Raw genomic sequence first — 23032 nt, forward strand, 5'->3', positions numbered from 1 at the left:
GGTCGCGCCCTCAGCCCTGGAGCGGCGTTACGGTTTCGGCACCGTCGAGCTGGCGAACGGCGATATAGCGCTGGCTGCGGCGGGTGCGGTCCATGACCTGCCCTACCAGCTGGCCACAAGCGGCATCGATGTCGTCACCGCGGGTGGTCCGTACCGTGACGTTGAAACCGGCCTGCACCAGCAGCTCCTGGAACCGGCGGGTGGCGTTCTTGCTCGGCCGCTCGTACCCGGAGTGCGGGAAGGGATTGAAGGGAATCAGGTTGATCTTGCAGGGCACGTTGCGCAGCAGCTCGATCATCTGCAGCGCGTGCTCGGGCAGGTCGTTGACGTCCTTGAGCAGGGTGTATTCGATGGTCAGGACGCGCTTCTCGCCCAGTTGCCGGATGTATCTCTGGCAGGCGTCGAGCAGCATGGCCAGCGGATACTTGCGGTTGATCGGCACCAGCTCGTTGCGCAACTCGTCATTGGGCGCGTGCAGCGACAGCGCCAGGGAGACGTCGATGTGCTTGGCCAGCTCTTCAATCATCGGCACCACGCCCGAGGTCGACAGGGTGACCTTGCGCTTGGAGATGCCGTAGCCGAGGTCGTCCATCATGATGCGCATGGCGGCGACGACGTTGTCGAAGTTCAGCAGCGGCTCGCCCATGCCCATCATCACCACGTTGGTGATGGCGCGGTCGATCTTGGCCGGTACGCTGCCAAAGGACTTGTTGGCGATCCACACCTGACCGATCACCTCGGCGGCGGTGAGGTTGCTGTTGAAGCCCTGCTTGCCGGTGGAGCAGAAGCTGCAGTCCAGCGCGCAACCGGCCTGGGACGACACGCACAGGGTGCCGCGGCCATTCTGCGGGATGTAGACGGTCTCGACGCAGCTGCCGGAGGCGACGCGGATCACCCACTTGCGGGTGCCGTCGCGGGAGATGTCTTCGCTGACGATCTCGGGGCCACGGATTTCCGCGGCGGCCTTGAGCTTTTCCTTGAGCGCCTTGCCCAGGTTGCTCATGGCGTCGAAATCGTCGATGCCGAAGTGATGGATCCACTTCATGACCTGGCCGGCGCGAAAGCGCTTCTCCCCGATGGACTCGAAGAACGACTCGAGTTGCGGCTGGGTCAGGCCCAGCAGATTGACCTTATCGGTGGCTGTGGTCATGGGATCACCTCGACGAAATCTGTTTGAAACCCGCGCAAGACGCGGGCGGTGCCAGGAAGGCGGGCTGGCCGCTTCCCTGGCCGGCGCTCATCCTTAGCGGACGCGCTCGCAGACTTCGGTGGCTGCGAAGAAGTAGGAGATCTCGCGAGCGGCGGACGCTTCGGAGTCCGAACCGTGGACGGCGTTCTCGTCGATGGAGACGGCGAAGTCGGCGCGGATGGTACCGGCGTCGGCCTTCTTGGGATCGGTGGCGCCCATCAGCTCACGGTTCTTGGCGATGGCGTTGTCGCCTTCCAGCACCTGGACCACGACCGGACCGGAGGTCATGAAGGAGACCAGATCCTTGAAGAAGGGACGCTCTTTGTGTTCGGCGTAGAAGCCACCGGCTTCGCGCTCGGACAGCTGGACCATCTTGGCAGCGACGACGCGCAGGCCAGCCTTCTCGAAGCGGGTGACGATCTCACCGACGACATTCTTGGCTACGGCATCGGGCTTGATGATCGACAGGGTACGTTGAACAGACATGTGAACTCCGAATGTGGGAATAGAGCAAAAACGAAACCCGCGGATTATACGCGGGTCCCGGTGAAAAGCGTAGCGCGGTACGGGCGATGCGTCAGGCGGACTCTTCGATCCAGGCGGCCTGGATGGCCTCCAGCACCTTCTCGCCACCCCGCTGGGGATCGTCGTCGAACTCCGGCAGCTCCACGACCCAGTTGCGCAACTTGACGAAATTCACGTAGCGCGGATCCACGTCGGGATGGGTGTCGTTGAGTTCGATGGCGATATCCAGCACATCGGTCCATTTCAATGCCATGACAGCTGTCCTCAGTGACCTTCGGAAACCTGGTTGATGGTGTAGCGCGGAATCTCCACCACCAGGTCTTCGCTGCCTACTACCGCCTGGCAGGACAGGCGCGAACGCATCTCCAGACCCCAGGCCTTGTCCAGCATGTCGTCTTCGAGCTCATCGGAGGGCGCGAGGGAATCGAAGCCTTCCTGGACGACCACATGGCAGGTGGTGCAGGCACAGGACATCTCGCAGGCGTGCTCGATGTCGATGCCGTTGCGCATGGCCGCGGCGATGATGGTTTCGCCTTCGCTGGCTTCGAAGACCGCCCCCTCGGGGCAGTGCTCGGCGTGGGGCAGCAGGGTGATCTGCGGCATGATGGAACTACTCCTCGATATCGTTGAGACGACGACCCGCCAGGGCCGCCTTGACCGAGGCGTTCATCCGCCGGGCGGCGAAGGCATCGGTTACGTGAGAAAGACGCTTGGTCTGGTCTTCGAGCGCCTGGAGGTCGGTGGCGTCCAGCAGCTCGGCCAACTGGCCGATTTCCAGCTCGATCACCTGACGCTCCTCGGCGTCCAGCAGGCGCTCGCCGTCGGCGGCCAGCGCGGCGGTGACCGCCTCGATCAGCCGCCGGGCCTCGACCTGCTGCTCGCGCAGCGCGCGGGCCTGCATGTCGTCACCGGCATGACGGAAGGAGTCCTGCAGCATGTTGGCGATCTCGCCGTCGGTCAGGCCGTAGGACGGCTTGACCTGGACGCTGGCTTCCACGCCGCTGGACAGCTCGCGGGCGCTGACGCCGAGCAGGCCATCGGCATCGACCTGGAAGGTGACGCGGATTTTGGCGGCACCGGCGACCATGGGCGGGAAACCGCGCAATTCGAAACGGGCCAGGGAGCGGGCGTCCTTGACCAGTTCGCGCTCGCCCTGCAGCACATGCACCAGCATGGCGGTCTGGCCGTCGCGATAGGTGGTGAAGTCCTGGCCCCGCGCCACGGGAATGGTGGTGTTGCGCGGAATGATCTTCTCCATCAGGCCGCCCATGGTCTCGAGTCCCAGGGACAGCGGGATGACGTCCAGCAGCAGCAATTCTTCGCCAGCGCGATTGCCGGCCAGGGAATCGGCCTGCAGAGCGGCCCCGATGGCGACCACGCGATCCGGATCGATGTCGGTGAGCGGGGTGCAGTCGAACAGCTCGCCCACGGCTTCACGGACATAGGGCATGCGGGTGGAACCGCCGACCATGACCACGGCGGCGATGTCCGCCGGTTCCACTTCCGCATCGCGCAGGGCGCGGCGACAGGCCTTGAGGCTGCGCGCGACCAGCGGCGCGATGAGTTCTTGGAAGGTGCTGCGTTCCAGCACGCCCGACCAGTCGCCATGACCGACCTCGACGCGCTCGGCAGCGGACAGGGCTTCCTTGGCGGCGCAGGCACTCTGCAGCAGGCGCCGCTGGGTGCCCGGATCCAGATCGCTGGACAGCCCGGCCTGCTGGACGATCCAGCTGGCGATGGCGTGATCGAAGTCGTCACCGCCCAGGGCGCTGTCGCCACCGGTGGCCATGACCTCGAAGACACCGCGGGTCAGGCGCAGGATGGAGATGTCGAAGGTACCGCCGCCCAGGTCGTAGATGGCGACCACGCCCTCCTCGCCCCGGTCCAGGCCATAGGCCACGGCGGCCGCGGTCGGCTCGTTGAGCAGGCGCAGGACATTCAGGCCGGCAAAGCGGGCGGCGTCCTTGGTGGCCTGGCGCTGGGCATCGTCGAAATAGGCCGGCACGGTGATGACCGCACCGACCAGTTCGCCACCCAGGGTCGCCTCGGCCCGCTCGCGCAGCACCCGCAGGATGTCGGCAGAGACCTCCACCGGACTCTTGCGCCCGGCAGCGGTATCGATGAAGGGCATTTCCGATTCACCGGCGACGAAGCGATAGGGCAACTGCTCGCCCAGTTGCTTGACGTCGGCGATGCCACGCCCCATGAGGCGCTTGACGGAAAGGATAGTGTTGAAGGGATCCTGGGCGGCAGCGGCCTTGGCGCCCGCTCCCACTTCCACGCCAGCGGCGGTGTAGCGCACGGCGGACGGCAGGATCACCTCGCCCTGCAGATCGGGCAGGGTCTCGGCCACGCCACTGCGGACGGCGGCCACGAGGGAATTGGTGGTGCCCAGATCGATACCCACCGCCAGCTTGCGCTGGTGCGGCTTGGGCGCCATTCCGGGTTCGGCTATCTGCAATAGAGCCATTGGCTAGTCGGCTTATGGTTGTCGGTGCCTGAGCGACACCTGTGATTAATCGTCCAGACGCTCTTCGAGCTGGCGGATTTCGCTGGCCAGCTTGTCGAGAAACTGCATGCGACGGACCAGGCGCTCGGCAGGCTCACGCTGGGCGGGGTCCTGCCAGATCGCGGCGAAGGCCTGTTCGATGTCGCGCTGCGCATCCTTGAGCCGCTGGCGAAAGGCGGGGATGCCCGCGCTGTCGCCCGCGTCCTGCAGGTCCTCCAGTTCCTCGCGCCACTGCAATTGCTGCATGAGGAAGTCGGTGTCCTGGATGGTCGCTTCGAGCGGCATCTCGTGCCCTTCGAGCTCCAGCAGATAGCGCGCGCGGCGCGACGGGGCGCGCAGCACGTGATAGGCCTCGTTGAGCTCGGCCGAGCGCTCCAGCGCCTGGCGACGCTCACGCTCCGGCGCATCGGCGAACCGATCCGGATGGACCGTGCGCGCCAGATCGCGGTAACGCGAGGCCAGGCCCGCCTGGTCGATCTCGAAGGCGGGCCTGATCTCGAACAGCGCGAAGTGACAGGGCTTACCCATGGCCGGCCTCAGATGTTGAAGCTTTCGCCGCAGCCACACTCGCCACGCACGTTGGGATTGTTGAACTTGAAGCCCTCGTTGAGGCCTTCACGCACGAAATCCAGCTCGGTGCCGTCCAGGTAGACCAGGCTCTTGGGGTCGATGATGACCTTGACGCCATGGCTCTCGAACACCTGGTCCTCGTGCGCGAATTCATCGACGAATTCGAGCACGTAGGCCAGTCCCGAGCAGCCCGTGGTACGAACGCCCAGGCGGATGCCCTCCCCCTTGCCGCGCCCCTCGAGGGAACGCTGCACGTGGCGGGCGGCGGACTCGGTCATGCTGATCGCCATGGTTCCTCCTTAGAGCAGGCCTTTCTTCTGCTTGTAGTCGCTGACCGCCGCCTTGATGGCGTCTTCGGCGAGTACCGAGCAGTGGATCTTCACCGGCGGCAGAGCCAGTTCTTCGGCGATCATGCTGTTCTTGATCGACGCCGCTTCCTCGATGCTCTTGCCCTTCATCCACTCGGTGGCCAGGGAGCTGGACGCGATGGCGGAGCCACAGCCGTAGGTCTTGAACTTGGCGTCTTCGATGATGCCCTGCTCGTTGACCTTGATCTGCAGGCGCATCACATCGCCGCAGGCCGGGGCGCCGACCATGCCGGTGCCGACATCGGGATCGGCCGCGTCGAACTTGCCGACGTTGCGCGGATTTTCGTAGTGGTCGATGACCTTTTCACTGTATGCCATGGTTCAATCCTCGCTTATCAGGGTGGGTCAGTGGGCTTGCCACTCGACCTGACTCAGGTCTACGCCTTCTTTGAACATGTCCCACAGCGGAGACAATTCGCGCAACTTGTTGACGGCTTCGGTGACCTTGCTCGCGGCGTAGTCAACGTCTTCTTCGGTGGTGAAGCGACCGAAGGTAAAGCGAATGGAGCTGTGCGCCAGCTCGTCGTTGCGGCCCAGGGCGCGCAGGACGTAGGACGGCTCCAGGGACGCCGAGGTACAGGCCGAACCGGACGAGACCGCCAGATCCTTGAGCGCCATGATCAGCGACTCGCCTTCGACGTAGTTGAAGCTCAGGTTCAGGTTGTGCGGTACACGATGGATCAGGCTGCCGTTCAGGTAGACCTCTTCCAGGCCTTCGAACTGCCGGTAGAAGCGATCGCTCAGGGCCTTGATGCGGGTATTTTCCTGGACCATCTCTTCCTTGGCGATGCGGAAGGCTTCGCCCATGCCGACGATCTGGTGGGTCGCCAGGGTGCCCGAACGCATGCCACGCTCATGGCCGCCACCGTGGGTCTGGGCCTCGATACGCACGCGCGGCTTGCGACGGACGTAGAGGGCGCCAATGCCCTTGGGACCATAGGTCTTGTGCGCCGAGAAGGACATCATGTCGACCTTGAGCTTTTCCAGATCGATCTCGACCTTGCCGGTGGACTGGGCCGCGTCGACGTGGAAGAGCACGCCACGGGAGCGGGTCAGCTCGCCGATGGCGGCGATGTCATTGACGGTACCGATCTCGTTGTTGACGTGCATGATGGACACCAGGGTGGTGTCGTCACGCAGGGCCGCCTCGACCATGTCGGGGGTGATCAGGCCGTCTTCGCCCGGCTCGAGATAGGTGACCTCGAAGCCTTCGCGCTCGAGCTGGCGGGTGGTGTCCAACACCGCCTTGTGCTCGATCTTGGAGGTGATCAGGTGCTTGCCCTTGTTCTGGTAGAAGTGCGCGGCGCCCTTGATGGCGAGGTTGTCGGACTCGGTGGCACCGGAGGTCCAGACGATCTCGCGCGGGTCGGCGTTGACCAGTTCGGCCACCTGACGACGGGCGTTTTCCACGGCTTCCTCGGCCTTCCAGCCGAACAGGTGGGAGCGCGATGCGGGGTTGCCAAAGTTGCCGTCCACCAGCAGGCACTCGCTCATCTTCTGAGCGACGCGCGGATCGACGGGCGTGGTGGCGGAATAGTCTAGGTAGATCGGCAATTTCATCGGTTACTCCTAATCAGACGGGCGTCTCTGCTCAGTCGATGGTGGACGCTTCGATTTTTTCGACCGCTAAGGGCGATTGCTTGCTGGCACAGGCCTTGGTGTCCTGACGCTTGGCCACCTGCTGGATCTCGTTGCGGGCGACCAGGTCGGCCAGGGTGATGCCACTCAAAAAGGTGTGGATCTGATCGCTCAGGTCGCACCAGAGGTGGTGGGTCAGGCAGGTATCACCCTGGTGACAGCCCCCACCGCCCTGACAGCGGGTGGCATCCACGGATTCGTTGACGGCATCGATCACCTGGGCCACATGGATACCGCCCATGTCGCGCGCTAGCTGATAGCCGCCGCCGGGGCCGCGTACGCTGTTGACCAGCGCACCGCGGCGCAGCCGGGCAAACAGCTGCTCCAGATAGGACAGCGAAATGCCCTGCCGCTCGGAAATGTCGGCCAGCGACACCGGGCCCCGCTGGGCGTGCAGCGCCAGGTCGAGCATGGCGGTTACGGCATAGCGGCCTTTGGTGGTCAGTCTCATGACGAACTCGAGCGGGTTGCATCGGATGACCTCGATTATCGGATTCCCGACAAAAAAGGTCAACTATAAAACCAACCAAATCACTCAGGCATTATCTATCGGCGGGATAGTCCGCAGGTGGGATTCGCCGCGGGCAGCCTTCTGGGTTTCGGTCAGGATGCCACGCAGGATGTTCATCTCCAGCTTGCTGATGCCGGCCCGGCCATAGAGGCGCCGCAAGCGACTCATCAGGTGGCGCGGCTTGGCCGGATCGAGGAAGCCGATCTCCACCAGGGTCTGCTCCAGGTGCTCGTAATAGAGCTCCAGCTCTTCCACCGTCACCGGCTGGGTGTTGAGCATGGCGGTGGCCTCGACCTTGTTCATCTTGGTCGGCTGGTTCTGCGCCGCCAGCCAGGCCATGCGCACCTCGTACACCAGCACCTGGACCGCCGCAGCGAGATTGAGGGAGCCGAACGCCGGATCGGAGGGGATGTGCACGTGGTAGTGGCAGCGCTGCAACTCTTCGTTGGTCAGGCCGGCATACTCGCGCCCGAATACCAGGGCCACCTCGCCGCCCTGCTCCACCTGGGCCAGGGAGGTAGTCGCGCATTCCCGCGGATCGAGCAGCGGCCAGGGGATGCGGCGATCGCGGGCACTGGTGCCCAGCACCAGGCTGCAGCCGGTCAGGGCTTCTTCCAGGGTATCGACCACAATGGCGGCGTCGAGCACGTCATTGGCCCCGGAGGCGCGGGCATTGGCCTCGCCACTGGGAAAGTCCTCGGGATCGACCAGATAGAGGCGCGACAGGCCCATGTTCTTCATTGCCCGGGCGGCACCGCCGATGTTGCCGGGATGGCTGGTATTGACCAGAACGACGCGGATGTTATTCAGCACGTGGCTATCCTCGAGCGGACGCGGGAAATCGGCGCCGTATACTACGCCCACACGCGCCCGCTGGCCACGAATACCCCTTCCAGCGCCGCGAAGTCTGCTATCATTGCCGGCTTTCCTTATACAACCCAGGTGATTTATCCATGCAGCCCATGCTGAACATCGCACTGCGCGCGGCCCGCAGCGCCGGTGAACTGATTTTCCGTTCGATTGAGCGCCTGGACGTGATCGCCGTCGATGAAAAAGGCGCCAACGACTTCGTCTCCGAAGTCGACCGAGCCGCCGAGCAGACCATCCTCGCCACCCTGCGCAAGGCCTACCCCACTCATGGTTTCTACGGTGAGGAATCCGGCTACCTGGCGGGCGAAGGCGAAGGCGCCGACTACGTCTGGGTCGTCGATCCGCTGGATGGCACCACCAACTTCCTGCGTGGCGTCCCGCATTTCTCGGTCAGCATCGCCTGCAAGTACAAGGGCCGCCTGGAACACGCCGTGGTGCTGGATCCGGTGCGCCAGGAAGAATTCACCGCCAGCCGTGGCCGCGGCGCCGCCCTGAACGGCCGGCGCATCCGTGTCACCAATCGGCGCAGCCTGGAAGGTGCCCTGCTGGGTACCGGCTTCCCCTTCCGCGCCAATGACGTCGACCACCTGGACAACTACCTGGGCATGTTTCGCAGCCTGATCGGCCAGACCGCCGGCATCCGCCGCGCCGGCTCCGCCGCGCTGGACCTGGCCTATGTCGCCGCCGGTCGTTTCGACGCCTTCTGGGAAATGGGGCTGTCGGAATGGGACATGGCCGCAGGCGCTCTGCTGGTCCAGGAAGCCGGTGGCCTGATCGGTGACTTCAATGGCGGCCACGACTTCCTCGAGAAGGGCCACATCGTCGCCGGCAACCCCAAGTGCTTCCGTGGCCTGCTGACGCAGATCCAGCCGCACCTGCCGGCCTCGCTCAAGCGCTGAGTTCACCTGGCTTACGAAAAAGCCCCTGCCGGCAGCGCCGACAGGGGCTTTTTCCTGCCTGCCGCAGCGAGACTCCGCGGCAGGCCGTCAGGGCTCACTTGACCACTTTCAGACTCGGCCGCGCCGGTGCCGGCTTGGGTGCCTCGGGCTTGCTGCCGCCGCTGTCGGGACCCTGGTCATCCGGCGGGGTGGGCTCGCTGTCGAAGACCATGCCCTGGCCGTTCTCCCGGGCATAGATGGCCAGGATGGCGCCGATCGGGACATAGAGGTTGTAGGCCACGCCGCCGAAGCGACCGTTGAAGCTCACGGCTTCGTTGTCCATGTGCAGGTCACGCACGGCACTGGGCGAGGCGTTCAGCACGATCTGGCCGTCGTTGGCATAGCCCGGCGGCACGCGCACCTCGGCGTAGTCGGCATTGACCAGCAGATGGGGCGTGCAGTCGTTGTCCACGATCCACTCGTAGAGCGCGCGGACCAGGTAGGGGCGACTGGAATTCATGGGGTTCTCCTCTAGCGCATCTCACGCTCGGTGACCGAAAGACTGGATCGGAAACTGTCGCGCGCGAACATGCGATCCATGTAGTCCTGCAGCGGCTTGGCGGCCCGGGGCAATTCGATGCCCAGGCGCGGCAGTCGCCACAGGAGGGGGAGCAGGCAACAGTCCACCAGGGAAAAGTCGTCGCTCAGGAAAAAGGGTTTTTCCGCGAAGATCGGCGCCACGCCGGTCAGGCTCTCGCGCAATTCCTTGCGCGCGGCGGCGAGGTCGGCGCCCGGCGCCGCCTGCAGGATGGCGTCCACCAGGGTGCACCAGTCGCGCCCGATGCGGTGCATCAGCAGCCGTGACTGACCGCGGGTGACCGGATAGGCCGGCAACAGCGGCGGGTGCGGATAGCGCTCCTCGAGATACTCCATGAGCACCTCGGTGCCATAGAGCACCAGGTCGCGATCCATCAGCGTCGGCACGGTGCCATAGGGATTGTGCTCGGCCAGCTGCCGCGGGCATTCGCCACGGCGTACGGCGATCAGCTCGCCCTCGACGTTCTTTTCCGCCAGGATCAGACGGATCCGGTGGCTGTAGTGATCCTCGGCATCATGGAAACAGGTCAGGCGGGTTATGGCGCCCATGGGTCCCTCCCCCGTTGGGGGCGAAGCTGCAAAGGCGGGATTATCTCGCACCTTGCCGCCCGAGACCTAGGCTTTGTCTAAAAACTGCCTGCGCATCGGTGATGCTGCGTTAAAAATCAGCTCGGAATGCTCATTTACCCTTTGCAAACTCGAGCGCGAGCCCGGTCCGCTTCCTCGCTGATTTTTGCCCTGCCTTACCTTCGCTCGGCTACTTTTCAGACAAGCCTCCGTCTCATCGCTCACTGTCGGGCAATCGCCGCCAGAATTCGCGCTTGAGCCGGAAGGCCAGGACGGCGAACAGCAGCAGATAGCCCAGCACCCAGGGCGCGAGGCGCCAGGCCAGACTACGTTCCGGCGCCGCCGAATAGCCGAGGTAGGCGACCAGATCGTCGACGGTACGGGCGAACTGTTCGGGCGTCTGGGCGCCGCTGCCGGGTTCCAGACGCAGCACGCAACGTCCCGCGCTGCAGTCGCGCACCTGGCGGCCGCGCAAGGCGGCCAGAACATCGGGCATGCGGGTGCCGGGCGCCCTGAGGTTGTCGACCCCGAGTGGCCGCCCGGGCGCCACGTAGAACTCCTGCAGGAAGGCGCGCAGCCAGGCCTCGCCGCGCACCGCGGCGATCAGAGTGAGATCCGGCGGCACGCTGCCGAAGGCACGCCGGGCATCCTCGGGCTTGAGCAGGCCGAGCATGGGCGCGCTGACAGTGCGTCCGGGCGCCCAGCTGGCGAGGTCCAGGTGCAGATCGGCGGCGACCCGGTCGAAGCGCTGGTACTCCTGGCCATGACAGGCCAGGCAATAGCGGCCGAAGCTGATGGCCCCAGCCCGGGGATCACCGTCGGCACCGATGGCCAGACCGCTGCACAGCAGAAGCAGGCCCAGCAGCAGCCCGCGACTCATGACCGGGACTCCGCGGAGGCACGCGGACGACCCAGCCGACTGTACCAGGGCATGCCCAGCAGGCCGATGAAATAGACACCCGCGGCCAGGCGCGCCAGCCACAGACGCCCATCGGTCAGCGCGACCACGCCCAGTATTCCCAGGGCGACAAAGGCCAGGCAGACCAGGTACAGCCCCAGCCGCGCCGGCCAGGCCTTGTGGCGGATCGAGCGGGCCGCGCTGCGATCCAGCCAGGGCAGCACGAACAGCAGGGCGATGGCCAGAGCCGCCAGGCCGAGACCGCCGGCCTTGCTCGGCACCGCCCGCAGCAGCGCATAGAAGGGCGACAGGTACCAGGGCGGGGCGATGTGCGCAGGGGTCACCAGCGGATCGGCCGGCTGCTGGTTGGCCGGTTCCAGCACCAGTCCGCCCAGGTCCGGCGCCAGCAGCACCACGGCGAGAAACACCAGCAGGAAGACTGCCAGACCACAGAGGTCCTTGAGCGTCAGATAGGGATGGAAAGGCACCCCGGCTGCACCTCGGACATCGCGCTCGTCACCCTCGGGGTTGTTCGAGCCGGTCTGGCGCAGGGCGACGACGTGCAGGCTCACCAGCGCAAGGATCAGCAGCGGCAGCCCGACCACATGCAGGGCCTGGAAGCGCCGCAGGGTGGCGTCGGACAGCACCACCCCGCCGCGCAGCAGATCGGCCAGGGTCGGGCCCACCAGGGGCAGCGCCTCGACCGCGCTCAGAGACACCTGGGCGCCCCAGTAGGAGAGTTGCCCCCAGGGTAGCAGATAGCCAAAGAAGGCCTGGGCCAGCAGGAGCAGGTAGAGCAGCACGCCAAAGCTCCAGACCAGCTCGCGCGGCGCCCGACAGGAGCCATAGAGCAGGCCGCGCAGCATGTGCAGGTAGAGGCAGACGAACAGCGCCGAGGCGCCCACCGCGTGCAGGTAGCGGATCAGCCAGCCGAAGGGCACCTCGCGCATGAACAGCTGGACCGAGGCGAAGGCGCCCTTCACCGTCGGCTCATAGCCGAACAGCAGCCAGAGTCCGGTCAGCACCTGCAGCGCCAGGATGAAGAGCAGCAGCGAGCCGAACAGGTAGAAGACGTTGAGATTGCGCGGCACCCGGTAGTCACTGAAGTGCCGGCGCCAGAAGGCGCCCAGGGGCAGCCGTCGCTCCAGCCAGCCGGGCTCGTCGTTGCTCATGTCGCGCCCTCCTCGTCGCTGCCGATCACCAGCAGATTGTCGCCGCGAAAATGATGGGGCGGCACGGCCAGATTCAGCGGTGCCGGCTGGTCACGATAGACCCGCCCGGCGAGATCGAAGTGGGAGCCATGGCAGGGACAGAGATAGCCCCCGTCCCGGTCCGCCGCGCCTGGTGCCAGGGAGGGAATGCAGCCCAGGTGGGTGCAGATCGCGGTGACGACGAAGATGTCCGGCCGCCGCGATCTCAGGCGCGGATCGACATAGGGTGGCTGGCTGGATTCCCGGGAATCCGGGTCGGCCAGCCCTGCCTCGTCGGTCAGCAGGCGGGCCTGGTCCGCCGCGCTGCGGCGCAGGACGCAGACCGGCTGGCCACGCCATTGCACCGTGAGTTGCTCGCCTTCGCGCAAGGCCTGGAGATCCACCTCGACCGGCGCCGCCGCCACCTCCGCCGACCGACTGGGCCGCAGGGCGCAGACGAAGGGCACGCTGCCCGCCGCCAGGCCCAGACCGCCGACGGCGGAGGTGGTGGCGATCAGCAGGCGACGGCGTTGGGCATCGGGGGCGTCAGCGGTCACGTCAGGCTTCCCGGCTCCATCTCCAGCGTCACGCCGAAGCGCTCGCGCACCGAGGCGCGGATGCGCTCGGCCAGGGCCAGGACGTCGCGACTGCGGGCGCCACCGAAGTTGACCAGCACCAGCGCCTGGGCGGCATGCACCCCCACGGCGCCGTCGCGATGGCCGCGCCAGCCGGCCTGATCGATCAGCCAGCCAGCGGCCAGCTTGACGCTGCCATCGGCCTGGGGATAGATCGGCAGGCCTGGATAGCGCTCATGCAGAGCTGCGGCTTCGGCGGCGGTCACCACCGGATTCTTGAAGAAGCTGCCGGCATTGCCCAGCACCGCAGGGTCGGGCAGCTTGCTCCGGCGAATGCTGCAGATGGCCGCGCTGACGGCTTCGGGCGTTGGCTGCGTGACGCCCGCCGCGTTGAGCGCCTGGCGTACCGGACCATAGTCCAGCACCAGCTGCGGCTTGCGACTGAGCCGGAAGCGTACCCGCAGCACGATCCAGCGCCCGGCCTCGGCCTTGAAGCGACTCTCGCGATAGGCGAAGGCGCAATCGGCCGGGCCGAGGTCATGGAGCTCGCCGCTGTGGCGATCGAGTGCCGTGACCCCGGCGCATCTGTCCTTCAGTTCGACGCCATAGGCGCCGATGTTCTGGATCGGTGAGGCGCCCACGGTGCCTGGGATCAGGCTGAGATTTTCCAGCCCGTACCAGCCATTGGCCAGGGTGGCCATGACGAAGGGATGCCAGGGCTCGCCGGCTTCGGCTTCCACCAGCAGGGCATCGCCCTCCTCCGCCAGCAGACGAATGCCGCGGGACGTCAACCGCAGCACCAGACCCTCGACCCGTTCGGGCAGGACCAGGTTGCTGCCACCGCCCAGCACCCGCAGGGGCACGTCCAGTTGCCGGGCCAACGCCAGGGCCGCGCGGACCTCGGCGTCGCTGGCGGCTTCCAGATAGCGATCGGCTTGCGCCACCAGGCCGAAGGTGTTGAGGCCTTGCAGGGGGACCTGCTGTTGCAGCTCAGCGACCATGACGGGCAGCCACCTCGGCGACCAGGCCATCGCAGGCGCTTTCCAGCAGGTCGAGGACCCGCTCGAAGCCGACTGCACCGCCGTAATAGGGATCCGGCACCTCGTCCACCGCCAGGCCCTGGCGCGCCAGGAAGAGTTCGGGCACGGCGCCTTCATCCGGGCGCAGCTGTTCCAGCCAGGCGAGGTTGTCCTGGTCCATGGCCAGGATCAGGTCGAAACGCTGGAAATCATCCTCGGCGACCTGACGCGCGCGCAGGTCACCGATGGCATAGCCGCGACCCGCCGCGGCCTGGATGGCACGGGGATCCGGGGCCTTGCCGACATGCCAGTCACCGGTGCCGGCCGAATCCAGCTCCACCACCTCGGTCAGGCCGGCGGCGTCCAGCTTGGCCCTGAGGATGCCTTCGGCGGTGGGCGAACGGCAGATGTTGCCCATGCAGACGAACAGGATGCGCAGGGTCATCTAGGCTCCCAGCAGGCGTCTGACGCGCTCGAGATCTTCTCGGGTATCCACGCCGGCCTGGGGCGCTTCCAGGGCATCGGCGACATGGATACGCACGCCGTGCCAGAGGGCGCGCAATTGCTCCAAGGCTTCGGTCTCTTCCAGGGCGCAGGGACCCCAGCTGACGAAATCGGCGAGGAAGCCGGCGCGATAGGCGTAGATGCCGATGTGGCGGCGGTAGGGAAAGCCCTGGGGCAGCTGCGCGCGATCAGCGGCGAAGGCATTGCGCGCCCAGGGCAGCGGCGCCCGGCTGAAGGTCAGCGCCAGGCCGTTCAGGTCGGTGCTCACCTTGACCACATTGGGATTGAACAGGCTGTCGACGTCCGCGATCGGCTCGGCCAGGGTGGCCACGCCGGCTTCGGGATGGGCAGCGAGATTATTGGCCACCTGGTCGATCACCGCCGGTGGTATCAGCGGCTCGTCGCCCTGGACGTTGACCACCAGGGCGTCAGCGGCCAGGCCGAGCAGCTCGGCCACCTCGGCCAGGCGATCGGTGCCCGAGGCATGGTCGGCACGGGTCAGCAGGACCCGGGCGCCAAAGCCTTCGCAGGCACGCAGGATGTCGTCGTGGTCGGTCGCCACCACTACCTGCTCGGCGCCACTGCGCCGGGCCTGCTCCCAGACGTGCTGGATCATCGGCTTGCCGGCGATGTCGAGCAGCGGCTTGTTGGGCAGTCGGGTGCTGGCGAGCCGCGCCGGGATGACGACGGTGAACGCGGTGCTCATTTGTCCAGACGCTCGTCCGTGGTGATGATGCGCGCCTCGCTTTCCAGCATCACCGGGATGCCGTCGCGAATCGGGAAGGCCAGGCCGGCGGCCTTGCTGATGAGCTCGGTCTTGTCGTCGCTCAAGATCAGCGGGCTCTTGGTCAGGGGGCAGGCGAGGATGTCCAGCAGCTTGAGATCCATGGGCGAAGATTCCGTCAGTGAGAGTGTTCGGGCAGGAGCCGGTCGAGACGCCCATCCAGCCAGGCGACGAAGGCGGCCGAGGGCTGGGCGTCCACCGCCAGGTACCACCAGTCGGCGGTGGCGAAGGACCGGCACTTGACCGCGTCCTTCTCGGTCATCACCAGCGGCAGTGCCGGGGTGAAGGCCAGCTCTGCCGCGCTGTAGGTGGCGTGATCGGCGAAGGCATGGGGCAACGGCTGCCAGTGTAGTCCTTCGAGGGTGGCGAAGAAACGGCCGGGGTTGCCGATGCCGGCCAGGGCGTGCAGGCGCTGCCCCGGGGGAAAGAAATCCAGCGATCGCGTCTCGCCGCTGCGCAGATTGACCAGGGCGCTGGGCTGCAGGGTCAGGCCGTAGCCGTCGGCAGGATCGACAGTGGCGCCGTTGTGGATCACGGCGTCCACCTCGGCCAGCCGCTCCAGGGGTTCGCGCAGCGGCCCGGCCGGCAGGCAGTGGCCATTGCCGAAGCCGCGCGCCGCATCGACCATCACCAGTTCCAGGTCGCGGGCCAGGCGATAGTGCTGCAGGCCGTCGTCGCTGAGAATGATATCGAGCCGCTCCTCGGCGAGCAGGCGTTCGACGGCGCGCCCACGATCGGGATCCGTGACCAGGGCCACCCCGGTGCGCTGCACGATCAGCAGCGGCTCGTCGCCGGCGACGGCGGCGGTGTCGGTGGCCCGCACCCGCCAGGGTAGACTCGGCGGCGTGGCGCCATAGCCTCGGCTGACCACCCCGACCCTCAGCCCGCGCGCGCGCAGGTGGCCGATCAGCCAGAGGATCATGGGCGTCTTGCCGGTACCGCCGACGGTGAGATTGCCCACCACGATGACCGGCACCGGCGCGCGATGGATGCTGCCCTGCCCCGCCAGGAAACGCTGGCGCTTGCGCCGAGCGATCTGGCGATAGAGGGCTTCGAGCGGCGTCAGCAGGCCCAGGGCCGGATGCCCCTGGTACCAGGCGCGAACCAGGCGCTCGCCCAGGCTCACGGACGCTTCGCCTGGGCCTCGAGGGTGGTGATGCGCAACTGGCTGAAACCCAGCTTGCCGGCAGCGTCCATGGCCATGACCACCGACTGGTGGGTCGCGCGGCCATCGGCGGTGATCACCAGCGGCAGGCTGTTGTCGCCGCCGGATTCACGCTGCAGCGCGGTGGTCAGGCCGGTCAGGTCGTTGCGCGCCAGGGTCTGGCCGTTGAGCGCCATCTGGCCTTCGGCGGTGATGCTGATTTCCAGGGTCTTGGCCTGGTTGGCGGCCGCCGCGGCGCTGTCGGCCTCGGGCAGTTCGATCTTCAGCTGGCTGGGCTTGCTGAAGGTCGCGGTCACCACGAAGAACAGCAGCAGGACGAAGATGACGTCGATGAAGGAGGCCAGGTTGATGTAGACCTCTTCGCGGGCGGCGCCCCCGGCGCGGCGACGGAATTTCACGCCGGAGCCCCTTCGCGGACGTCCACCTCGCGATCGCCGTGGAGGATGTCCACCAGCTTGACCGCTTCCTGCTCCATTCCGACCACCAGCTCATCGACCCGTCGCAGCAGGTAGCGATGGAAGAACACCGCGGGAATCGCCACCAGCAGGCCGGTGGCGGTGGTGACCAGGGCCTTGGAGATGCCGCCGGCGAGGATGGGCGCATTGGCCATGCCGTCGTTCATGAAGGCGCTGAAGATGTCGATCATGCCGAACACCGTGCCCAGCAGGCCCATCAGGGGTGCCAGGGCGGCGATGCTGCCGAGGGTGTTGAGATAGCGCTCGAGGTCGTGCACCACGCGGCTGCCGGCTTCCTCGATGGCTTCCTTCATGATGTCGCGGCCGTGACGGGAGTTGGTCAGGCCCGCGGCGAGGATGTCGCCCAGGGGCGATCCGGCGCGCAATTCGCGCAGCCGCTCGGCATTGAGCTGCTTGTCCTGGATCCAGCGCCAGACCTGGGCGAGCAGCGTCGGCGGTGCGACCCGGCTGCGTCTCAGGGTCCACAGCCGCTCGGCGATGATGGCCGTGGCCAGGATGGAACTGAGGATGATTGGCAGCATCATCCAGCCGCCAGCTTTGACCATTTCGAACACGAGAGCGTTACCCCTGCCGCAAAATGCGGCCACTCTAGCACGAACGCCTCAGGGTGTCGGCGGGGCTATCCGCCACCAATGCCGCACCTGGCGCTGCCCGTGTGGTACCTCCCAGCGACCGAGGGTCCAGCTCAGGGCGCCCAGCGCGGCGGTGTCGTAGGGCAGCACGCCGCGCTCGCGATAGCGCGCCAGCACCTGGGGATGGGGATGGCCATAGCGATTGTTCAGCCCCCGGGAGATCAGTACGCCGCGCGGCTGGACGGCGTCGATGAAGGCGGCGCTGGAACCGCTGCGACTGCCATGGTGCGGAGCGACCAGCCACTCCGCCGCCAGCGGTACCCCGCTGGCCACCAGCTCCGCTTCACGGCGGGCATCGATGTCGCCGGTCAGCAGCAGGCGCTCGCCCCTCGCGGCGACGCTGAGCACGCAGGAGGAGGCATTGGAATCCGCCGCGGGGTGCCACCAGGTGGTGAAGACAACCTCGTTCCAGCGCCACTCGGCGCCGTCCGTGCAGTCCCGCGCGTGCAATTCCGGCGTGAGCCGACCCGCCTCGCCACTGAGTACCTGCCCTGGCGGCAGTCCCCTGGCCACGGCCGGCGCACCGCCGGCGTGGTCGGCATCGGCATGACTGAGCAGCATGACGTCCAGGGCACCGATGCGGAGAGCCTGCAGGTTGGGCAGGACGACCCGGGCGCCGCTGTCATAGCTACCCTGGCGCGGACCGGCGTCGTAGAGCAGCGCATGGTCGCGGGTGCGCACCAGCACCGCCAGGCCCTACCCCACGTCCAGCACGGTGATCCGCGCCAGCCCCTCCGCGGGTACCGGCGGCGGGGGAAACAGCCCCGGCAGCATCAGCAGCGCGCCGAAGCCTCTTAGCGGCACACCCGCGGGCAGTAGCGCCAGCAGCGCCCCCAGCCCTGCCAGCCACAGCGCCCAGGTGGGCGCGAGGACCGGCTGCCAGGCCGCAGCCAGGTGCGCTAATCCGCTCAGCAGCCAGAGCAGTCCCTGCAGCAGGCCACCCGCCAGCAGCAAGGCCGGAATCCCCAGCGGCGACCAGAGCAGGGACAGCAGGGTCCCTGCCAGCGCCAGGGGCACGATGGCCAGGTCCATCAGTGGCACGGCCAGGGCATTGGCCAGCGGGCCGCTCGGACTCAGGGGCAGGCCCAGCGCCAGGAGCAGCGGCGCCAGGCCCACGGCCATGCACCACTGGGCGCGCCCGAGGGTGAGCCACCAGGGCAGTCGGCCCAGGCGGCCGGCAAAGCTCCACAGCAGCAACAGCACGGCGCCAAAGGACAGCCAGAACCCGGGCAGCAGACTGACCAGCGGATTGGCGGCCAGCACCAGTGCCAGGGCCAGCAGCACGGCGTCCGCCAGCCGCACCTGCTGGCGCCTGAGTTGCCAGAGCAGGCCCAGGGTGACCATGACGCAGGCCCGCTGCACCGGCACCTCGAAGCCGGCCAGCAGTCCGTAGCCCAGTGCGGTGGCGATCGTCAGCACCGCCGCGGACAGGCGCCAGGGCAGTTGACGCGGCCAGAGACCACGGCGTGCCAGAAGGACCACCCCGGCATAGACGCCCAGGGCGATCAGGCCGATGTGCTGCCCGGAGATCACCATCAGGTGCACGGTGCCGGTGTCCTGGAACAGCTGCCACTGGGCAGCGGTGATACCCGAGCCGTAGCCCACCACCAGGGCGGCGAGCAGCCCACCCTGCCCCGCCGGATCCCGCGTCTGCAGGTATTGCCGGATGCCGTCGCGCCAGGTCGCCAGGCCACTGGCGGCGGCCAGGCGCTGGCCATCCTTGACGCTGCCGGTGGCGCCTATGCCCTGGGCCAGCAGCCAGGCTTCGCGATCCTGCCCGAGGGGGTTGACCAGACCCGCGGGGCCGCGCAGCTCCGCGGCCAGGCGCCAGCGTTCGCCGGGCAGTGGGCGCGGCCCGCCGTGCCAGCTCAGGCGGATCCGCGCCGGCAGCTTCAGCGCGCGGCGGCTGGTTGCCCCGGCGAGCACGAAACCCACCGAGTCGGCCTCCACCGTGGGCAGGCCGCTGATCTCGCCGTCGATCCACAGCACCCGCTGCTCCAGCGTCGGATCCAGGCGATCGTCCAGCGCCCAGTGACCATTGAGCAGCGCCCAGGCCAGGCCCAGCCCGAAGGCACCGAGCGCCAGGAAGCGGGTGAACAGGAGCACCAGTTCCACCGCCGCGAGGGCCGCCAGCAGGGATAGCGACGGCAGTGTGGCGAAGGCGCGCAGGAGCAGCACGCCCAGGGCGAAGGACAGCAGAGCGGCGCGCATCAGGACTCCATCCTTGGAGAGCCGAAAGGGCTTCGGAAGCGCGGATTAGAGCAGCTTGGACGCCGTAGAGCCAGGGGCGTAGCGCCGCCTGGCCCGGCAGGAGATCAGTCGTAGCGCAGGGCTTCGGCCGGTGAGGTGCGCGAGGCGCGCCAGGCGGGATAGAGGGTCGCCAGGAAACTCATGCTCAGGGCGGCCACGGCGATCAGCACCACGTCTTCCAGCTCCAGCCGCGACGGCAGGTTGCTGATGAAGTACATGTCACCACCAAACAGCTTGTGGCCGACCAGGTGCTCCAGGGCGGCGATCCAGCTGCTGACGTTGAGTGCCGCGATGACGCCCAGCACGCCGCCGATCAGGGTACCGACCAGGCCGATCACCGTGCCCTGCACCATGAACACCGCCATGATCTGCCCGGGCGTGGCACCCAGGGTGCGCAGGATGGCGATATCGGCCTTCTTGTCGGCCACCACCATGATGAGGGTGGCGATGATGTTGAAGGCGGCCACGGCGACGATCAGCAGGAGCAACAGGCCGATCATGGTCTTTTCCATCTGCATGGCCTGGAACAGACTGCCCTGGGAGATCGTCCAGTCACGCGCCTGGTAGCCGTCGCCGAGGGCCTTGGCCACATCGCGGGAGATGCGCGGCGCCTGGAACAGATCGTCCAGCGCCAGGCGGATGCTTTCCACCTGGCCCGGCTGCCAGCCCTTGAGCGGGGCGGCATCGGCGACGTTGATCAGGGCCAGGGAGGCATCCAGCTCGGCGCCGACCTTGAAGGTACCGACCACGGTGAAGCGCCGTAGCCGCGGGGTGATGCTGCCGGTGGCACCGACCTCGGGGATGATCACCGTGACCTGGCTGCCCAGCTCCAGCTGGAAACGCCGCGCGGCGATCTCGCCCAGCACGATGCCGAACTCACCGGGCTTGAGGGCGTCGAGACTGCCCTGGGTCATGCGTTCGCCGACGATGGACACGCGCTTTTCCTGGGCCGGATCGATGCCGTCCACCAGCAGCGGCTGCATGCGACCCCGTACCGAAAGCATGCCCTGCAACTGGGTATAGGGCACCGCCGCCAGCACATGGGGCTGCTGCTCGGCCTTGGCCGCCAGCGGGCGCCAGTCGTCCAGCGGCTGGGCACCACTGATGAAGGCATGGGGCACCATGCCGAGGATGCGGCCGCGCATTTCTTCCTGGAAGCCGTTCATCACCGACAGCACCAGGATCATGGCCAGCACGCCCAGTGCCAGGCCGAACATGGAAACCAGCGAGAAGAAGGAGATGAACGACTTGCGCCGCTTGGCGCGGGTGTATCTCAGGCCGATGAACAGCGAAAGCGGTCTGAACATGGCGACCTCAGACCTGCCGGGCCGGCGTGGCGTCGACCAGATGGCCTTCGTCCAGGCGCAGCATCCGGTCCATCTGGCCAGCCAGCACCTGGTCGTGGGTCACCACCAGGAAGGCGGTGCGCAGCGAGGTGGACAGCTCCAGCATCAGGTCCTGGATGCCGTGGGCGGTGTGCTGGTCGAGGTTGCCGGTGGGTTCGTCGAGCAGTACCAGCTTGGGCTGGTTGACCAGCGCCCGGGCGATGGCCACGCGCTGGCGCTCGCCACCGGACAGCTCGGCCGGCTTGTGGCCCAGACGATGACCGAGACCGACCCGCTCCAGCAACTTGGCGGCGCGCTCGCGGGCTTCGCCGATGGAGGCCTTGCCGATCAGCAGCGGCATGCAGACGTTTTCCAGGGCGCTGAATTCGGGCAGCAGGTGGTGGAACTGGTAGACGAAGCCCATGGCGCGATTGCGCAAGAGGCCACGGGCCTTCTCGTTCAGCGCCGACAGCTCCTCGCCATCGAGCCAGACACTGCCGCTGCTGGGGGTGTCGAGGCCGCCAAGCAGATTCAGCAGGGTGGTCTTGCCGGACCCCGAACTGCCGACGATGGATACCCGCTCGCCCGGTTGCAGGGTCAGCTGGACGTTGCTCAGCACCTCGACGGTCTGGGGGCCTTCCTCGTAGCGCTTGCCCAGGTCCTGGCAACGCAAAACGGCTCGATCATTCATAACGCAGGGCCTCGGCGGGTTGGGTACGGGCGGCGCTCCAGGAGGGATAGAGCGTGGCCAGGAAGCTCAGGGCGAAGGACGCGCCGCAGACCAGCAGAACGTCGTGCAGCTGCAGCTGCGCCGGCAGGTAGTCGATGAAATACACCTCGGCGTTGAGGAACTGGTGCCCGGTGATCCGTTGCACCCAGGCCAGGGCGGCACTGACATTGAGCGCGGCGAGCACGCCCAGCAGGCAGCCGATGGCGGTGCCGATGACGCCGATGAAGGTCCCCTGGACCATGAACACCGCCATGATCTGCCGGGGCGTGGCGCCCAGGGTGCGCAGGATGGCGATGTCGGATTTCTTGTCGGTCACCACCATCACCAGGGTGGAGACGATGTTGAAGGCGGCCACGGCGACGATCAGCAGCAGCAGCAGGCCGATCATGGTCTTTTCCATGCCGATGGCCTGGTAGAGATTGCCGTGAGTCCGGGTCCAGTCGCGGGCGTACCAGTCCTTGCCCGGCAGCTGGCGAGCGATGTTCCAGGACACGTCCGGCGCCTGGAACAGGTCGTGCAGCTTGAGGCGCACGCCCTGCACCGCGTTCGCCGGCCAGCGCTGCAGCCGCGCGGCGTCTTCGATGTCGATCAGGCCCACCGAGCCGTCCAGCTCGCCGGCGCCGACGCTGAAGATGCCCACCACGGTGAATCTCTTCATGCGCGGAAACATGCCGGCGGGGGTCACGGCCACTTCCGGGGCGATGTAGGTGAGCTTGTCGCCAACCTTCACGCCCAGTTTCTCGGCGGCCAGGGAACCGATGATGATGCCGAATTCACCCGGCTTGAGGTCGTCGAGCCGGCCCTCGCGCATGAAGCTGGGGATGATCGAGACCTTGGGCTCCTCGGCCGGATCGATGGCGTTGAGCAACACCGTCTGCACCGCCTTGTCGTGGGCCAGCATGCCCTGCAACTGGGTGAAGGGCGCCACCGCGGCCACCTGGCTGTTCTGCAGCGCCAGCTCGCGCACGCTGCGCCAGTCGGGCACCGGCTGGTAGGACTCCACCGTGGCATGGGGAATCATGCCGAGGACGCGATCGCGCATCTCGCGATCGAAGCCGTTCATGACCGACAGCACCACGATCATGACGACCACGCCGAGGGCCAGGCCGATCATGGAGGTGAGCGAGATGAAGGAGACGAAATGGTTGCGGCGCTTGGCGCGGACGTAACGCAGGCCAAGGTAGATCGGCAGGGGTCTGAACATAGGCTCGCTTGCACGGCGGAAAGACGTAGGCGCCCTGCGGGTTGGACGGCGACACCGT

General features: G+C 67.0%; 27 protein-coding genes and 1 pseudogene. 1 reads left to right on the forward strand and 27 read right to left on the reverse strand.

Features of this window, described 5'->3' with window-relative positions; all coding sequences use genetic code 11:
- Nucleotides 1–10 precede the first annotated feature (10 nt).
- From rlmN to trmJ, 11 genes are all read right to left on the reverse strand, one after another.
- A complete protein-coding gene (gene rlmN / locus AABM56_RS17055) occupies nucleotides 11–1150 on the reverse strand; it encodes a 23S rRNA (adenine(2503)-C(2))-methyltransferase RlmN (RefSeq protein ID WP_273862940.1) in 1140 nt (379 codons plus the stop codon).
- Nucleotides 1151–1243: 93 nt separating this feature from the next.
- Nucleotides 1244–1675, reverse strand: coding sequence for a nucleoside-diphosphate kinase (gene ndk, locus AABM56_RS17060; protein ID WP_133862766.1), 432 nt, complete (start codon nucleotides 1673–1675; stop codon nucleotides 1244–1246).
- 91 nt (nucleotides 1676–1766) lie between these two features.
- Nucleotides 1767–1967 (reverse strand): Fe-S cluster assembly protein IscX, encoded by a 201-nt coding sequence (gene iscX / locus AABM56_RS17065; RefSeq protein ID WP_133862767.1) that lies wholly within the window; start codon nucleotides 1965–1967, stop codon nucleotides 1767–1769.
- A gap of 11 nt (nucleotides 1968–1978) precedes the next feature.
- Nucleotides 1979–2317 carry an ISC system 2Fe-2S type ferredoxin gene (gene fdx, locus AABM56_RS17070; protein ID WP_133862768.1) on the reverse strand — a complete coding sequence of 113 codons (339 nt, stop codon included), beginning with the start codon at nucleotides 2315–2317 and terminating at the stop codon, nucleotides 1979–1981.
- A 7-nt stretch (nucleotides 2318–2324) separates the two neighbouring features.
- Entirely contained in the window at nucleotides 2325–4184 is a 1860-nt protein-coding gene (gene hscA / locus AABM56_RS17075) for a Fe-S protein assembly chaperone HscA (protein WP_133862769.1), read from the reverse strand.
- 45 nt (nucleotides 4185–4229) lie between these two features.
- A complete protein-coding gene (gene hscB, locus AABM56_RS17080) occupies nucleotides 4230–4751 on the reverse strand; it encodes a co-chaperone HscB (RefSeq protein ID WP_133862770.1) in 522 nt (173 codons plus the stop codon).
- Between the two features lie 8 nt (nucleotides 4752–4759).
- Nucleotides 4760–5083: an iron-sulfur cluster assembly protein IscA gene (gene iscA, locus AABM56_RS17085; RefSeq protein WP_133862771.1), complete on the reverse strand. Its 324-nt coding sequence runs from the start codon at nucleotides 5081–5083 to the stop codon at nucleotides 4760–4762.
- 9 nt (nucleotides 5084–5092) lie between these two features.
- Nucleotides 5093–5479 carry a Fe-S cluster assembly scaffold IscU gene (gene iscU, locus AABM56_RS17090; protein ID WP_007162419.1) on the reverse strand — a complete coding sequence of 129 codons (387 nt, stop codon included), beginning with the start codon at nucleotides 5477–5479 and terminating at the stop codon, nucleotides 5093–5095.
- A 27-nt stretch (nucleotides 5480–5506) separates the two neighbouring features.
- A complete protein-coding gene (locus AABM56_RS17095; RefSeq protein ID WP_309741325.1) occupies nucleotides 5507–6721 on the reverse strand; it encodes an IscS subfamily cysteine desulfurase in 1215 nt (404 codons plus the stop codon).
- 31 nt (nucleotides 6722–6752) lie between these two features.
- Nucleotides 6753–7250, reverse strand: a complete 498-nt coding sequence (gene iscR / locus AABM56_RS17100) for a Fe-S cluster assembly transcriptional regulator IscR (protein ID WP_017639755.1) — start codon at nucleotides 7248–7250, stop codon at nucleotides 6753–6755.
- Nucleotides 7251–7334: 84 nt separating this feature from the next.
- A complete protein-coding gene (gene trmJ, locus AABM56_RS17105) occupies nucleotides 7335–8123 on the reverse strand; it encodes a tRNA (cytosine(32)/uridine(32)-2'-O)-methyltransferase TrmJ (protein ID WP_133862773.1) in 789 nt (262 codons plus the stop codon).
- Nucleotides 8124–8263: 140 nt separating this feature from the next.
- Between trmJ and suhB the strand changes: the two genes are divergently transcribed.
- Nucleotides 8264–9079, forward strand: coding sequence for an inositol-phosphate phosphatase (gene suhB / locus AABM56_RS17110; RefSeq protein ID WP_133862774.1), 816 nt, complete (start codon nucleotides 8264–8266; stop codon nucleotides 9077–9079).
- A gap of 94 nt (nucleotides 9080–9173) precedes the next feature.
- Here the strand turns inward: suhB and AABM56_RS17115 are convergent, their stop codons facing one another.
- The 16 genes and pseudogenes from AABM56_RS17115 to AABM56_RS17190 all read right to left on the reverse strand — a co-directional run bounded on the left by AABM56_RS17115 (nucleotide 9174) and on the right by AABM56_RS17190 (nucleotide 22974).
- Complete coding sequence (locus tag AABM56_RS17115) at nucleotides 9174–9578, reverse strand: ClpXP protease specificity-enhancing factor (protein WP_133862775.1); 405 nt, start codon at nucleotides 9576–9578, stop codon at nucleotides 9174–9176.
- Nucleotides 9579–9589: 11 nt separating this feature from the next.
- Nucleotides 9590–10204, reverse strand: coding sequence for a glutathione S-transferase N-terminal domain-containing protein (locus AABM56_RS17120; RefSeq protein WP_347883543.1), 615 nt, complete (start codon nucleotides 10202–10204; stop codon nucleotides 9590–9592).
- A 232-nt stretch (nucleotides 10205–10436) separates the two neighbouring features.
- Nucleotides 10437–11102 carry a cytochrome c1 gene (locus AABM56_RS17125; RefSeq protein ID WP_133862777.1) on the reverse strand — a complete coding sequence of 222 codons (666 nt, stop codon included), beginning with the start codon at nucleotides 11100–11102 and terminating at the stop codon, nucleotides 10437–10439.
- Nucleotides 11099–12292, reverse strand: a complete 1194-nt coding sequence (locus tag AABM56_RS17130; RefSeq protein ID WP_133862778.1) for a cytochrome bc complex cytochrome b subunit — start codon at nucleotides 12290–12292, stop codon at nucleotides 11099–11101. Before AABM56_RS17130 ends, AABM56_RS17125 begins: the two co-directional genes overlap by 4 nt.
- The gene (gene petA / locus AABM56_RS17135; protein ID WP_347883544.1) at nucleotides 12289–12867 is read right to left on the reverse strand and encodes a ubiquinol-cytochrome c reductase iron-sulfur subunit; all 579 of its coding nucleotides are present in this window, start codon (nucleotides 12865–12867) and stop codon (nucleotides 12289–12291) included. The genes AABM56_RS17130 and petA overlap by 4 nt, the downstream gene beginning before the upstream one ends.
- Nucleotides 12864–13886, reverse strand: a complete 1023-nt coding sequence (gene murB / locus AABM56_RS17140; RefSeq protein ID WP_133862780.1) for a UDP-N-acetylmuramate dehydrogenase — start codon at nucleotides 13884–13886, stop codon at nucleotides 12864–12866. The genes petA and murB overlap by 4 nt, the downstream gene beginning before the upstream one ends.
- Nucleotides 13876–14343 carry a low molecular weight protein-tyrosine-phosphatase gene (locus AABM56_RS17145; protein WP_263259569.1) on the reverse strand — a complete coding sequence of 156 codons (468 nt, stop codon included), beginning with the start codon at nucleotides 14341–14343 and terminating at the stop codon, nucleotides 13876–13878. Before AABM56_RS17145 ends, murB begins: the two co-directional genes overlap by 11 nt.
- A 6-nt stretch (nucleotides 14344–14349) precedes the next feature.
- A complete protein-coding gene (kdsB, locus tag AABM56_RS17150) occupies nucleotides 14350–15114 on the reverse strand; it encodes a 3-deoxy-manno-octulosonate cytidylyltransferase (protein ID WP_133862782.1) in 765 nt (254 codons plus the stop codon).
- The gene (locus AABM56_RS17155) at nucleotides 15111–15296 is read right to left on the reverse strand and encodes a Trm112 family protein (RefSeq protein WP_007162406.1); all 186 of its coding nucleotides are present in this window, start codon (nucleotides 15294–15296) and stop codon (nucleotides 15111–15113) included. Before AABM56_RS17155 ends, kdsB begins: the two co-directional genes overlap by 4 nt.
- Before the next feature lie 14 nt (nucleotides 15297–15310).
- Entirely contained in the window at nucleotides 15311–16318 is a 1008-nt protein-coding gene (lpxK, locus tag AABM56_RS17160; RefSeq protein ID WP_133862783.1) for a tetraacyldisaccharide 4'-kinase, read from the reverse strand.
- Nucleotides 16315–16755, reverse strand: coding sequence for a biopolymer transporter ExbD (locus AABM56_RS17165; RefSeq protein ID WP_133862784.1), 441 nt, complete (start codon nucleotides 16753–16755; stop codon nucleotides 16315–16317). The genes lpxK and AABM56_RS17165 overlap by 4 nt, the downstream gene beginning before the upstream one ends.
- Nucleotides 16752–17387 carry a MotA/TolQ/ExbB proton channel family protein gene (locus AABM56_RS17170; protein WP_059315847.1) on the reverse strand — a complete coding sequence of 212 codons (636 nt, stop codon included), beginning with the start codon at nucleotides 17385–17387 and terminating at the stop codon, nucleotides 16752–16754. Before AABM56_RS17170 ends, AABM56_RS17165 begins: the two co-directional genes overlap by 4 nt.
- Before the next feature lie 48 nt (nucleotides 17388–17435).
- Nucleotides 17436–19676 (reverse strand): annotated as a pseudogene (locus tag AABM56_RS17175) (DNA internalization-related competence protein ComEC/Rec2).
- A 104-nt stretch (nucleotides 19677–19780) separates the two neighbouring features.
- Nucleotides 19781–21022 carry a lipoprotein-releasing ABC transporter permease subunit gene (locus AABM56_RS17180; protein WP_133862786.1) on the reverse strand — a complete coding sequence of 414 codons (1242 nt, stop codon included), beginning with the start codon at nucleotides 21020–21022 and terminating at the stop codon, nucleotides 19781–19783.
- Between the two features lie 7 nt (nucleotides 21023–21029).
- Nucleotides 21030–21731 carry a lipoprotein-releasing ABC transporter ATP-binding protein LolD gene (gene lolD / locus AABM56_RS17185; protein WP_026083696.1) on the reverse strand — a complete coding sequence of 234 codons (702 nt, stop codon included), beginning with the start codon at nucleotides 21729–21731 and terminating at the stop codon, nucleotides 21030–21032.
- Nucleotides 21724–22974 carry a lipoprotein-releasing ABC transporter permease subunit gene (locus tag AABM56_RS17190; RefSeq protein ID WP_133862787.1) on the reverse strand — a complete coding sequence of 417 codons (1251 nt, stop codon included), beginning with the start codon at nucleotides 22972–22974 and terminating at the stop codon, nucleotides 21724–21726. The genes lolD and AABM56_RS17190 overlap by 8 nt, the downstream gene beginning before the upstream one ends.
- Between the last annotated feature and the right edge of the window lie 58 nt (nucleotides 22975–23032).

This window comes from Pseudomonas aestiva, from assembly GCF_039908605.1.
In the GTDB taxonomy this organism is placed as follows: Bacteria; Pseudomonadota; Gammaproteobacteria; order Pseudomonadales; family Pseudomonadaceae; genus Chryseomonas; species Chryseomonas aestiva.